The following is a 12,893-nucleotide window of genomic DNA, read 5'->3' on the forward strand; positions in this document are numbered from 1 at the left end:
AATGGCCCAGGCGGATGACGGGCGCGTGGCCGTCGCATGAAGCTGCGATGACCACGCGCCCGCAGGTCAGTCTCAGGCGTCGCCGAGCTTCTTGCGCGCGGCGAGCGTGCGCAGGCGCAGCGCGTTCAGCTTGATGAAGCCGGCCGCATCCTTCTGGTCATAGGCGCCGCGATCGTCCTCGAAGGTGACGAGGGCGTCGGAATAGAGCGACTTCGGCGAGGAACGGCCGACGACGATCGTGTTGCCCTTGTAGAGCTTGAGCCGGACCGTGCCCTCGACATGCTCCTGGCTCTTGTCGATCAGGGCCTGCAGCATCTCGCGCTCGGGAGCGAACCAGAAGCCGTAATAGATCAGCTCCGCATAGCGGGGCATGATCGAATCCTTCAGATGCGCGGCCTCGCGGTCGAGCGTCAGGCTCTCGATGGCGCGGTGGGCGGCGAGCAGGATCGTGCCGCCCGGCGTCTCGTAGATGCCGCGCGACTTCATGCCGACATAGCGGTTCTCGACCAGATCGAGCCGGCCGATGCCATTGTCATGGCCATATTCGTTCAGCTTGGTCAGCAGGGTCGCAGGCGACATATGCACGCCATTGATCGAGACGGGATCGCCCTTCTCGAAGCCGATCTCGATATAGGTCGCGACATCGGGCGCATCCTCGGGCGCAATGGTGCGCATGAAGACGTAGGGCGGCGGCTCCTGCGACGGGTCCTCCAGCACCTTTCCTTCGGAAGAGGAGTGCAGGAGGTTCGCATCGACCGAGAACGGCGCCTCGCCGCGCTTGTCCTTCGCCACCGGAATCTGGTTCTTCTCGGCGAAATCGATCAGGTCGGTGCGCGACTTGAAATCCCAGATCCGCCAGGGCGCGATCACCTTGATGTTGGGATCGAGCGCATAGGCGGAGAGCTCGTAGCGCACCTGGTCGTTGCCCTTGCCGGTCGAGCCATGCGCGACCGCGTCGGCGCCGACTTCATGCGCGATCTCGATCAGGCGCTTGGCGATCAGCGGGCGCGCGATCGAGGTGCCGAGCAGGTAAGTGCCCTCGTAAAGCGCATTGGCGCGGAACATCGGGAAGACGAAATCGCGGACGAACTCCTCGCGCAGATCATCGATATAGATCTGCTTGACGCCCAACAACTCGGCCTTCTTGCGCGCCGGCTCGAGTTCCTCGCCCTGGCCGAGATCGGCCGTGAAGGTGATGACTTCGGCATTATACTGCTGCTGAAGCCATTTGAGGATGATCGAGGTATCGAGCCCGCCGGAATAGGCGAGGACGATCTTCTTGATGTCGGACATTTGGGAACGGTTCCGCGAGAAGGGAAAGGGATGCCCGGCTTATAGACCCGGCCTTTCGAGCCGGCAACACCGCGTCAGTCCGGGTCCTGGCACAAAGGGACCGTCTGCAGCGGGCCGCGCAGCCCGTCGAGCCGGTAGAGGATATAGTCGCGCCACGAATTGACCCCCGTCGGCACGCGCATCATGCCGAGGAGCTTGATGTCGCTGAAGAAGGGCGCCAGATGGTCGGGCATGGCGCAATCGGCGACGAGCAGCGCCGGCCCCTGCGGCGGATGATCGACCGTGCTCATCGTCAGCTCGAAATGATGATCGGGCGAGGGATCGTCGGGCCAGACCGTCAGGTTGAAGCCCTCATCGCGCAGGTAGTAGAGCAGTTCCGCGATCTCGGGCCGCTCGGTCGTGATGATGTTCTTCGTCCCGGCCTCCTTTGCCGCGACCCGCAGCCGGTCGGCGAGATCGTGCCAGCCGATCATCGCCTTGAAGAGATCGCCCGAGCGCGAGAGATAGGGCGTGTGCAGCACCGGCGCGAAGGCGCCGCCGACCGAAACCGCGACCTGGGCGAACAGCCCGAGCGCGAGGCCGATCGTGATCCAGCGCTCCTGGCGCATGCGCAGCAGAACCGCCGTGCCGATCACCGCCGCGCCGACGAAGGCGGCGGCGCCCCAATTGGCATTGGTGCGGGTGAAGAAGCCGGCGCCGGTGACGACGAGGCTGACGGGGAGCGAAAAGGCGAGCACGACCCGGTCGCCATCGCGGTCGCGGCCCTTCCAGACCTGCCAGGCGGCGATCAGCAGGCCCGCGAAGATGACCGGCCCGATAATGCCGAATTGCGAGGCGAAGAAGCCGAGCGCCCCGAGCGGCTGGAAATGGAAGCCGCTGCCTTCGATGTTCTCGCCCGTATGCGAGAAGGTGACAAAGCTGTTGGCGAAGTTCCAGAGAATGTTCGGCGCGATCATCAGTACGCCGATCAGGATCGCGAGCGCAAAGCGGCGCGACAGAACGACGGCGCGCGACGGCCTGTCGAACACGGCCGCGATCAGCGCGCAGCCGACGAAGTAGATCATCGCATATTTGGCGAGCAGCCCGAAGCCGATCGCGACCCCGAGCAGCACGGCGAAGCCTAACTCCGCATCTTCGCGCAGCCGCAGGAACGCGTAGAGGCCGAGCGCCCAGCAGAAGAGCAGCAGCACGTCGGTCGACATGATGCCGGAGGAGAGCGCCACGCCCGGCGCGAGCGCGAAGCCGAGCGCCGCGAAGAAGCCCGTCCGCGCGCCGTAAAGCCGGCGTCCGGTGGCGTAGATGATGAGCGCCGAGCCGCAATGGAAGAGCGGCGCCGGCAGGCGAACGGCGAATTCGCTGTTGCCGAAAAGCGCGCTCGCAAGCCCGATCACCCAGGCGATCAGCGGCGGCTTCGAATAATAGCCGAAGGCGAACTGGCGCGACCAATCCCAATATTGCGCCTCGTCGACCTGCAGGTCGGTCGCCGAGAATGCCAGCGCCACAAGGCGCGCCAGCGTCAGCAGGCCGAGGATGAGCGCCAGCCGGCCGAGGCCGAAGCGCGCCGTCTCGCCGGCGGAATCGCTCGTGGCCACGCTCGCCCTCATGCCTTGCGCTCCGGCCCGTCCTTGTGCGCACCCTTGCCGCTCGCGAACTGGCGCAGCCCGATGCCGGCGCGTGTCAGCGCACGCTCGACCGCGCGGTCGATGCGGGGCCCGAGCGGACCCAAGATGATGACGCGATGGAGCACCAGGATGATCAAGAGCGTAATGCCCCAGGAAATCATGACATCGGAGGCGAAATGGCCGCCAAAGGCCATGCGGTTGATCGAAAGCGCCAGGATCACGACGCCGAGCGGCACGGCGAAGAAGGGGCGCAGCGTCTTCGGCGCCAGCAGGACCAATGATACCAGCCAGATCGCCGTCGCGGCCTCGCCGGAGATGAACGAGCAATTTTGCACGCATTGGCCGCCGAACTGCCAGGCGCGCATGAACATGTCGGGGCCGCCGAACAGATCGACCTGGATCGGCCGCGGCCGGCCGGAGAAATTCTTGAAGATCGCATTGACCACCAGCCCCGGCCCGAGCGCGAGGCCGGCGACGAGGAAGACGATCGAGCGCGGGCGCACGCCCATCGGCCTGAGCGGCCATAGGATCTTGGCGAGGATGGCCGCGAGCAGCACGATCAGCACGAAGCCGATCGTCTGCTCGCCGAAATGGCGCAGCGCCACCAGCGTGGCAATCCGGCTGGCCGGGAAGCCGGTCTGGTCATGGAAGAGGCCGGCAATGCCGGTATCGATGCCGGGGAAGATGGCGAAGAGGGCCGATACGGCGACGAGATAGACGAGCGTCGCGACGATCGGATCGCGCCAGCCGGGCCAGGCGAGACCGCGCTTCGGCGCCGCCGTCGCGCCGCCCATCGCTTCCTCCGCCGTCTCGTCCTTGCGCCGTTCCGCCATCAAATCCCTTGTCCCGCCCATCCCTGTTCCGCCGTCCGCACCCGGCGCCATCCGGCTGGCCGCGTCCCGCGCCTCGCACATTGTGGGCAAAGCGGGTAGCGGACGCCGCGCCCGCGCGCAACCCGTCGCATTGTCCCGCCCGGACACGCCTTTGCGAGCGGCGCTGCTCGGCACGGGCGGTGGCGCGGTGTGAGGATGATCCGGAGGCGATGGGCGCCGGCTCTGTTCCTGGTGCCGGGTCCGTTCTTCGCGCTGGATGTGGGCAGCATGAGCAGGTCGGCAAGGCCGTGCGTCGCTTGTCGCGCGGGTGCGGTCCCGCATTCCCGCGGCGGAACGCCCGGGTTGTGGCTGGCGTCCCAGAACGCCCGGTTTCCGGGCCGTGCGCCCGGCGATGGCCGGGGGGAGGCGGATGCGCGAGAAGCACCGCTTGGGGATAGTTCCGTATATGGCGCTCGTCGCGCATCCGCCGCGGCGGTTTCTGTCCTCCGATCGGCCCTGGCGGGAGGGAGACGGCTCGACGCGCGCTGCGCGAAGGCAACTCTGGCGCCCGGGCCGGCAGCGATCTTTCGTTTCGCTGCAGATATCCCCGGACTGATCCCTGTCCCTGGTGCGCGGCACGCTTTGCGCCGCTCACGACGGATCATAGTGTCCGCTGGCATGATCGCAGGCCTCGCGGAGACGAAGGACCGGTTTCCCCCGCCTGCACGCGCCGCTCCCTTTGGACGCATCAGGCAAGGACCGGATCCAGGCCCGCCCCCGGCGCGTCACGGGATGAGGGGAGCATGCCGGAAAGGGGAGGGACATGTCAAGGAAATTATTCCTATATCGAGGCCCATGCGCTGGCGGAGGCCAACTGGCTGGAGGTGGCCAATCGAAAGACGCCTCAGCCCTCTCCCGTACCGTCCTCCCCCTCCAGCGCCGTCATCCCCGCGAAAGCGGGGACCCATTCAGCCGGAGCATTGGGCGTGACGGGCAAGGATCGCTCAGGCTGCATGGGTCCCGGGTCTGCGCTTCGCTCCGCCCGGGATGACGGCTCAGATGCTGGATCACAAGCGTCACCCCAAGCTCGGTCCAAACCCTCCCCCTGAGGGAGGGTCAAAACCGCAAAGCGGTTTTGGGGAGGGGGCGCGTTGATCGGGCCGTCCTCTGTTCTTTCCGACATCCGCCGACACCAACCGCCAAGCACGCTTCGGCAAGGGCCGAAGCTACCCCCGCCCCGAAAACGCGATAGCCGCGTTTTCGACCCGCCCTCCAGGGGCGGGTTAAGCGGAGCCATGCTCCTCTGCCCTTTGCTTCACCGCAGGACGACCGGGAGCAAGACGTAGATGCCCGCAATGAATGAGGGCATGACGACCTGTGAGTTCGGAGCGCTGCAGACCGCCATGGGCTCGATCCAAACCCTCCCTCAGGGGGAGGGTCAAAACCGCAAAGCGGTTTTGGGGAGGGGGCACGCTCATCGGGCCGGACACCATCCTTTCCGACATCTGCCGACACCAACCGCCAAGCACGCTTCGGCGAGGGCCGAAGCTACCCCCGCCCCGAAAGTGCTGCGCACTTTCGACCCGCCCTCCAGGGGCGGGTTTGACGGCGCCTCATCCTACAAGAATCGACCGCTGGCTCGTGATCGCGCTTTACGACAACTTGTGCCTGTCGAATGATCGGCGTCAGAGACAGGTATTGGGGTCATCATGCCGCGACGCGAGGTCGAGCCGCGCTTGCGTGGTTTTGCGAAATCGATGCGCAAGGCCATGACGGAGGCGGAACTCCACCTCTGGATGCATCTGCGCCGTCAGAGACTGCGTGGCTTCAAGTTTCGCCGGCAGGTGCCGATCGGCCCTTTCATCGTCGATTTCTTCTGTGCGGAACTGCGATTGATCGTCGAGATCGATGGTGGCCAGCATTTCGACGACGAAGCCGTGGCCGCCGACGCGCGCCGCACGGCCTGGCTGCAGGCGCAAGGCTATCAGGTGCTTCGCTTCACCAATCGCGATGTCGTGCAGAACATGGACGGCGTCTGGGCCGTCCTAGCGGAGTTGGCCCGCCAGCGCCGGCCCAAACCCTCCCCCTGAGGGAGGGTCAAAACCGCGAGGCGGTTTTGGGGAGGGGGCGCGTTGATCGGGCCGTCCCCTGTCCTATCCGACATCCGCCGACACCAACCGCCAAGCACGCTTCGGCAAGGGCCGAAGCTACCCCCGCCCCGAAAGTGCTCTGCACTTTCGACCCGCCCTCCGGGGGCGGGTTTGACGGCGCTTAATTCTGCTGGAGGCCGTCGCGGATCGGCATCGTGTCCTCACTAACCATCCTCGCCTCAAACCCCGAACCGCTTCTCCACATATTCATCCACCAGCTTGCGGAAATCATCCGCAATGCTCGGGCCCTTGAGCGTCACGGCCTTCTTGCCGTCGATGAACACCGGCGCCGATGGCGTCTCGCCGGTTCCGGGCAGCGAGATGCCGATGTCGGCGTGCTTGGATTCGCCGGGGCCGTTGACGATGCAGCCCATGACGGCGACTTTCAGCGCCTCGACGCCGGGATAGCGTTTGCGCCAGAGCGGCATGGCGGTGCGGATATCTTCCTGGATGCGACTCGCCAGTTCCTGGAACACGGTCGAGGTGGTGCGGCCGCAGCCGGGGCAGGCGGCGACGATCGGCAGGAAGGCGCGGAAGCCCATGGTCTGCAACAGTTCCTGCGCCACCTGGACCTCGCGCGTGCGGTCGCCATTCGGCTCGGGCGTCAGCGAGACGCGGATCGTGTCGCCGATGCCTTCCTGCAGCAATATGCCCATGGCGGCGGAAGAGGCGACGATGCCCTTGGTGCCCATGCCGGCCTCGGTCAGGCCCAGATGCAGCGCATGGTTGGAGCGGCGCGAGAGATCGCGATAGACGGCGATCAGGTCCTGCACGCCGGAGACTTTTGCCGAGAGGATGATCTTTTCGCGCGCAAGGCCGATCTTCTCCGCGAGATCGGCGGAGAGCAGCGCCGACTGGCAGATCGCCTCGCGCATCACGGCATTGGCCGAGACGGGATTGGCCGAGACGGCGTTGGCGTCCATCAGCCGGGTCAACAGGTCTTGGTCGAGCGAGCCCCAGTTCACGCCGATGCGCACGGGCTTGTCATATTTGATCGCGAGCTCGATCAGCGTGCCGAACTGGCGGTCGCGCTTCTCGCCGAAGCCGACATTGCCGGGATTGATGCGGTATTTGTCGAGCGCCTCGGCGCAGGCCGGGTGATCGGTCAGAAGCTTGTGGCCGATATAGTGGAAATCGCCGATCAGCGGCACGTCGATGCGGCGGGCGAGCAGCTTTTCCTTGATGAAGGGCACGGCGCTCGCGCTCTCGTCGCGGTCGACGGTGATGCGCACCAGTTCCGAGCCGGCGCGGGCGAGTGCGGCGACCTGCGCGACGGTGCCGTCGATATCGGCCGTGTCGGTATTGGTCATGGATTGCACCACGACGGGCGCGTTGCCGCCGACCAGCACCTTGCCGACGCGCACGGCGACCGCAGAGCGCCGGGGGAGGGGGCCGGCGACGAATTCGGGCAGAGCGGGCACGGTCATTTCATTCATCGGGGATCACGCTGGCTGGGGGCCAAATCCCTCCCGCAGGGGGAGGCTCGGGGACGGAAACAGGCGCAGCAGGGCCATCATGTGGCCTGCTGGCAGCGGGCGCAGAGGCCACGGATCTCGATCACCGGCGCGCGCGGCGCGAAGCCGGCCGCATGCGTCACGGCGGCGAGCGCCTCGGTCAGCGCGGGCGAACTCGCCTCCGCCGCGGCGCCGCAGCGCTCGCAGAGCAGGAAGACGGTCGCCGCGCCATGGCCGGCCTCGCCGCGCGAGCAGGCGACATAGGCGTTGCGGCTCTCGATGCGGTGGGCGAAGCCGTTCTCGACCAGGAATTCGAGCGCGCGATAGACCGAGATCGGCGCCGGGCGCGGGCCCTCGGCGGCGAGGCGGTCGATCACCTCATAGGCGCTGGCGGGCACATGGCTGGTGGCGAGCGCGGTCAGCACCTTGCGGCGCTGGTCGGTGAAGCGCAGGCCCGTCGCGGCGGAGATCGCCTCGGCATGGGCGATCGCGTCGCGCGCGCAATGGTCGTGATCGTGATCGGAATGCTCGATCACGTTCTGCGCCTCGGTGCCGGCTGTCGCCGTGCTCATGCGTTCATTCCTCAACCTTGTCGCGGCCAGGCTTGCCAACCGGTCCGCATCGGGTTCTACCATGGATCGAACCGCCTTTGGACCCTGCGGCACGCCGCCGCCGCCACCTGTTCGTCGTCTTGCGCTGCAATATAATGATCGGGGACGCGCTTCTCACCCCAAAAACCCATATGGAGACGTTTTGATGTCGGCTGACGGTCATTTGAAGGACAAGACGGCGCTGGTCACGGGCTCGACCTCGGGCATCGGCCTCGGCATCGCCAAGGCGCTCGCAAGCGCCGGCGCCAATGTCGTGTTGAACGGCTTCGGCGACGCCACGGAAATCGAGAAGCTGCGCGCCGAGATCGCCGCCGAGCATGGCGTCGCCGTGCGCTATTACGGCGCCGACATGACGAAGGAAGACGAGATCGCCAAGATGATCGGCGATATCGAGAAGGAATTCGGCGCGATCGACATTCTCGTCAACAATGCCGGCGTGCAGTTCGTGGCGCCGATCGACGAATTCCCGGTCGACAAGTGGAACCTGATCATCGCGCTCAATCTCTCCGCCGCCTTCCATGCGATCCGCCTGGCGCTGCCGGCGATGCGGAAGAAGGGCTGGGGCCGCATCATCAATACGGCGTCGGCGCATGCCCTCGTCGCCTCGCCGTTCAAGGTCGCCTATGTCGCGGCCAAGCACGGCATTGCCGGCATCACCAAGACGGTGGCGCTCGAAGTGGCGCAGGAGGGGATCACCGTCAATGCGATCTGCCCGGGCTATGTCTGGACGCCGCTGGTCGAGAAGCAGATCCCCGATACCGCCAAGGCGCGCGGCATCACCGAGGAGCAGGTCAAGAAGGACGTGCTGCTCGCCGCCCAGCCGACCAAGGAATTCGTCACCGTCGAGGAGGTCGCGGGGCTCGCGCTGTTCCTGACGACGGATTCGGCGAAGAACATCACCGGCGCGCTGCAGTCGATCGACGGGGGTTGGACGGCCGAATGAAGATGCCCAACCCCTTCGCCCGGCGTCAGGCGGCGGTTGTCGTCGCGCCGGGGCAGAAGCGGATCAACCTGGCGCTCCAGGGCGGCGGCGCGCATGGCGCCTTCACCTGGGGCGTGGTCGATGAACTCCTCACCGATGGCCGTCTCGCCTTCGAGGGGATTTCGGGCACGAGCGCGGGGGCGATGAACGCCGCCGTGCTCGCCGACGGCTTCGTGCGGGCCGGCGCGCCCGGCGCACGCGAGCGGCTGGCGGAATTCTGGACCGGCGTCAGCCGCGCGTCGAATTCGATCGGCTCGACGCAGGACATGCTGCAGAGCTGGATGGGCTTCTGGAAGGTGCCGGCCTTCAAGCCGACGCAATGGCTCGACGTCGTCTCCAACATGACGTCGCCCTATGGCTTCAATCCGCACAACATCAATCCGCTGCGCGAATTGATCGTCGATCTGGTCGATTTCGAGATGGTGCGGGCCTGCGACAGCCTGAAACTGTTCATTTCCGCCACCAATGTCCGGAACGGCAAGATCAAGGTCTTCACCGATGGCGAGGTGACGGCCGATGCCGTCATGGCGTCGGCCTGCCTGCCCTATCTGTTCCAGACCGTGGTGATCGACGGCGAGCCCTATTGGGATGGCGGCTTCATGGGCAATCCCGCGCTCTATCCCTTCTTCACCGAGACCAAGGCCGAGGACATCCTGCTGGTGCAGATCAACCCGATCGAGCGCAACGAGATCCCCACCGGCACCAAGGAAATCCTCGAGCGGATGAGCGAGATCACCTTCAACGCCTCGCTCCTGCGCGAATTCCGCGCCATCGATTTCGTCAATCGCATGCTCGACGAGGGCCGGCTCGACCCGGCGCGCTACCGGCGCAACCGCGTGCACAGGATCGATGCCGGCAAGGCGCTGGAGCATTTCTCCGCCTCGACCAAGTTCGACACCTCGCTCTCCTTCTTCGGCGAACTGCACAAGGCCGGCCGCGAGGCCGCGCGCACCTGGCTCGACGCGCATTTCGACGATGTCGGCGTGCGCGAGACGGTCGATCTCAGGGCGCAGTTCCAGTGAGGATGGCGGGCATGACATTTTCCGACCTGCGGCAGAGGCCCGATTTCATCGATACGATCGGGGATCGCATGTGGCAGGCCTGGTGGCGCGATGCCGGCCAGCCTGTCGAGGCGGTCACGGGGCATTTGCGCGAATTCCTCGATGCGGCGACATTTCCGCTCGGCATCGTCGCGCATGAGGGTGATCGCTATGTCGGCTCGGTGCTGCTGATCGCGAACGATCTCGACGAGCGCGCGCATCTGACGCCTTGGGTGGCGGCGCTCTGGGTCGAGCCGGACGACCGGGCGCGGGGCGTCGGAGCCGCACTGGTCGAGCGCGCGGTTCAGGCCGCATTCGCGCTCGGCTATCCCAGCGTCCATCTCTGCGCCCAGCCGGCGAAGAGCGATTTCTATGCCCGCCGCGGCTGGAGCGAGATCGAGCGCGGCGTCGGCGCGCACGATCTGACCGTGTTCAGGCGGCACGCCGTGGAAAGCTGAGCGACAATGCCAGGGCGCTTCGGTCTTAAAGGACACGCGGGGGCCGTCGCTCCCTTTCAAGGGTGAGCTCCGTCATGGCCGGGCTTGTCCCGGCCACCCACGCCTTTCTTGTGAGCGCCATAAGCAAGTCGTGGATGGCCGCAACAAGTGCGGCCATGACGGCGCTAGGGATGGCAAGGCCCACTCCGATTCCAACGAAACAAGAAAGCCCTAAAACGCTGCCGCGTGCCCGTCCTTGCGCGGGTCCGATCCGGCGACATAGCCATCCGCAGTCTTGGCGATGATCTGCGCGCCGCCAAAGGCGAAGAACGCATCCGGCGCCTCGACGGTGATGCTGTGGCCCCTGGCGCGCAGGCCCTCGACCAGAGCCGGGTCCATGCTCGCCTCGACGGCGACCTCGCGACCGGCGCCGACGCGCCAGCGCGGGGCATCGGCGGCCGCCTGCGGGTTCTGGCCATAGCGCATGATGCGGAGCGCCATCTGCAGATGGCCCTGCGCCTGCATCGGACCGCCCATGACGCCGAAGGAGAGCAGCGGCTGGCCCGTGCCATCGAGCGCGAAGCCGGGAATGATCGTGTGGAAGGGGCGCTTCCGCGGTCCGACCTCGTTGGCGTGGCCGCGCTCCAGCGTGAAGCCGGTGCCCCGGTTCTGCAGGCTGATGCCCGTGCCCGGCACGACGATGCCCGAGCCGAAGCCCATATAATTGGACTGGATGAACGAGACCATCATGCCGGAGGCGTCGGCGGCGGTGAGATAGACCGTGCCGCCCGGCTTCGGCGCGCCGTGCCGGGGGTCTCTGGCGCGGGCGCGATCGATGAGGCGGGCGCGCTCGGCCGCATAGGCGGGATCGAGCAGGGCGCTCGGATCGATCGCCATGGCGTCGCGATCGGCGATGTAGCGGGCCGTATCGGCGAGCGCCAGCTTGGTCGCCTCGATCGCGAGGTGAACCGTCTCGACATCGTCGACGGGGCGGTCGCCAATGCCGGCCGCTTCCAGCAGGCCGAGCGCGATCAGCGTGGCGATGCCCTGGCCGTTCGGCGGGATCTCGTGCACGCTGCCGCCGGCAAAGGGCGTGGAGAGCGTGCCGACCCAATCGGCCTGGTGGGCCGCGAGATCGTCCTCGGTCATCGTAGCCTCGGGAATGGCGCTATGGGCGCGGGCATGGGCGGCCATCCTGGCCGCGAGATCGCCGCGATAGAAGGCCTCGCCCTCGGTCTCGACGATGCGCTCCAGCGTGGTGGCGTGATCCAGGAGGCGGATGCGCTCGCCGGCCTTTGGCGCGCGACCGCCCGGCAGGAAGGCTTCAGCGAAGCCCGGCTGGTCGCCGAGCAGCGCGCCGCCCTGCGCCCAGAGGCGGGCGATGATCGGCGAGACGGGAAAGCCCTCGCGCGCATAATGAATGGCCGGCGCGGCGATGGTCGCAAGCGGCAGGCTGCCGAAGCGGCGCCAGAGCGCGATCCAGGCCGAGACGGCGCCGGGCACGGTGACGGCATCCCAGCCGCGCTCGGGCATCTTCGTCAATCCGGCGAAGCGCTCCGGCGTCCAGCCGGCGGGCGAGCGGCCGGATGCGTTGAGGCCGTGCAGTTCCTTGCCGTCCCAGAGGATGGCGAAGCCGTCGCTGCCGATGCCGCAGCCGGTCGGCTCGACCACGGTCAGCGTCATGGCGGCGGCGATCGCCGCATCAACGGCATTGCCGCCGGCGAGCAGCATGCGCAGCCCCGCCTGCGCCGCGAGCGGCTGCGAGGTCGCGACGACGTTTTCGCCGAGCACGGGCGAGCGCGCGGCGGCGTAAGGCTGCGAAAAGTCCAAGGCGATCTCCGTTCGTGCGCGGCGCAATCTTCTCCATGCCCATAAAGGACAGGGCACCGCCGCCGATCAAGGGAATTGGGCGCTGGGCCTAGATCACTTCATCGTTTCACCGAAACGCTGAAGTGATCTATCTATTTGATCTGAAACGTTTCCTTCACGCGAACCGGTATCCACTTGCGCTCGGAAACGCTAGCCCTTCTTGCCGTAGGAGCGAGGCGGGGTGCCGCTGAAGAGCGACATATGGGTGTGGTTGGCGACCCAGGGCTCGTCGACGGATTTGCGCTCGAGACCGACGGTCGCGCGGCCGGAGCGCGGATAGGGGGTGCCGTCCTCATGGAAGCCGGTCGAATCGAAGATGCCGAGGCCCATGGCGAACAGCCGGTCGGGCGAGACGAAGGCGCGGACATCGTCGAGGCGGAACTGGAAATCCTCGATGAAGGTCCAGACATGGCGCCACTGGTTGCGCTCGGCCGACTCGCGGCCCGGCTCGAACGCCGCGACCGTGCCGAAGGCGAGGAAATCATCGAGGAAGAGCGGATAGGCGCCCTCGAAATCCTTGGCGCGGACCTGCGCCGTCAGCTTGGCGAACCAGTCGCGTACGGTTTCGAGGTCTGCCGCCTCGGCGCGAAGGCCCGGCTCGGTCGTCATCTTGGTCGGCTCCG

General features: G+C 66.7%; 11 protein-coding genes. 4 read left to right on the forward strand and 7 right to left on the reverse strand.

The genetic code is table 11. The features are described 5' to 3' along the window. Window positions 1-72: 72 nt before the first annotated feature. The 3 genes from QO014_RS15415 to QO014_RS15425 form a co-directional block, all read right to left on the reverse strand. Window positions 73-1,293, reverse strand: a complete 1,221-nt coding sequence (locus QO014_RS15415) for an argininosuccinate synthase (RefSeq protein ID WP_266349606.1) — start codon at window positions 1,291-1,293, stop codon at window positions 73-75. A 74-nt stretch (window positions 1,294-1,367) separates the two neighbouring features. After that, window positions 1,368-2,897 carry an ArnT family glycosyltransferase gene (locus QO014_RS15420; protein ID WP_266349607.1) on the reverse strand — a complete coding sequence of 510 codons (1,530 nt, stop codon included), beginning with the start codon at window positions 2,895-2,897 and terminating at the stop codon, window positions 1,368-1,370. Next, a complete protein-coding gene (locus QO014_RS15425; protein ID WP_266349608.1) occupies window positions 2,894-3,748 on the reverse strand; it encodes a phosphatase PAP2 family protein in 855 nt (284 codons plus the stop codon). The genes QO014_RS15420 and QO014_RS15425 overlap by 4 nt, the downstream gene beginning before the upstream one ends. Window positions 3,749-5,436: 1,688 nt before the next feature. Between QO014_RS15425 and QO014_RS15430 the strand changes: the two genes are divergently transcribed. Further along, window positions 5,437-5,817, forward strand: coding sequence for an endonuclease domain-containing protein (locus tag QO014_RS15430; protein WP_266349609.1), 381 nt, complete (start codon window positions 5,437-5,439; stop codon window positions 5,815-5,817). Window positions 5,818-6,056: 239 nt separating this feature from the next. On the opposite strand, the gene ispG is transcribed toward QO014_RS15430, so the two are convergent. Both ispG and QO014_RS15440 read right to left on the reverse strand, forming a co-directional pair. Further along, entirely contained in the window at window positions 6,057-7,304 is a 1,248-nt protein-coding gene (gene ispG / locus QO014_RS15435) for a flavodoxin-dependent (E)-4-hydroxy-3-methylbut-2-enyl-diphosphate synthase (protein WP_266349610.1), read from the reverse strand. 86 nt (window positions 7,305-7,390) lie between these two features. Continuing rightward, window positions 7,391-7,903, reverse strand: a complete 513-nt coding sequence (locus tag QO014_RS15440; protein WP_266349611.1) for a Fur family transcriptional regulator — start codon at window positions 7,901-7,903, stop codon at window positions 7,391-7,393. A gap of 184 nt (window positions 7,904-8,087) precedes the next feature. On the opposite strand from QO014_RS15440, the gene QO014_RS15445 reads away from it, so the two are divergent. From QO014_RS15445 to QO014_RS15455, 3 genes are read left to right on the forward strand one after another with little or no spacing between them, the layout of a single operon-like run. After that, window positions 8,088-8,885, forward strand: a complete 798-nt coding sequence (locus QO014_RS15445; protein WP_266349612.1) for a 3-hydroxybutyrate dehydrogenase — start codon at window positions 8,088-8,090, stop codon at window positions 8,883-8,885. Beyond that, window positions 8,882-9,946 carry a patatin-like phospholipase family protein gene (locus QO014_RS15450; RefSeq protein WP_266349613.1) on the forward strand — a complete coding sequence of 355 codons (1,065 nt, stop codon included), beginning with the start codon at window positions 8,882-8,884 and terminating at the stop codon, window positions 9,944-9,946. The genes QO014_RS15445 and QO014_RS15450 overlap by 4 nt, the downstream gene beginning before the upstream one ends. Window positions 9,947-9,957: 11 nt before the next feature. Continuing rightward, window positions 9,958-10,422 carry a GNAT family N-acetyltransferase gene (locus QO014_RS15455; RefSeq protein ID WP_266349614.1) on the forward strand — a complete coding sequence of 155 codons (465 nt, stop codon included), beginning with the start codon at window positions 9,958-9,960 and terminating at the stop codon, window positions 10,420-10,422. A 210-nt stretch (window positions 10,423-10,632) separates the two neighbouring features. Here the strand turns inward: QO014_RS15455 and QO014_RS15460 are convergent, their stop codons facing one another. Beyond that, on the reverse strand, window positions 10,633-12,237 hold the full coding sequence (locus QO014_RS15460) for a gamma-glutamyltransferase family protein (RefSeq protein WP_266349936.1): 1,605 nt from the start codon (window positions 12,235-12,237) through the stop codon (window positions 10,633-10,635). A gap of 183 nt (window positions 12,238-12,420) precedes the next feature. After that, on the reverse strand, window positions 12,421-12,879 hold the full coding sequence (locus tag QO014_RS15465; RefSeq protein ID WP_266349615.1) for a YybH family protein: 459 nt from the start codon (window positions 12,877-12,879) through the stop codon (window positions 12,421-12,423). Between the last annotated feature and the right edge of the window lie 14 nt (window positions 12,880-12,893).

Source organism: Kaistia dalseonensis (genome assembly GCF_030814715.1).
Lineage (GTDB): Bacteria > Pseudomonadota > Alphaproteobacteria > Rhizobiales > Kaistiaceae > Kaistia > Kaistia dalseonensis.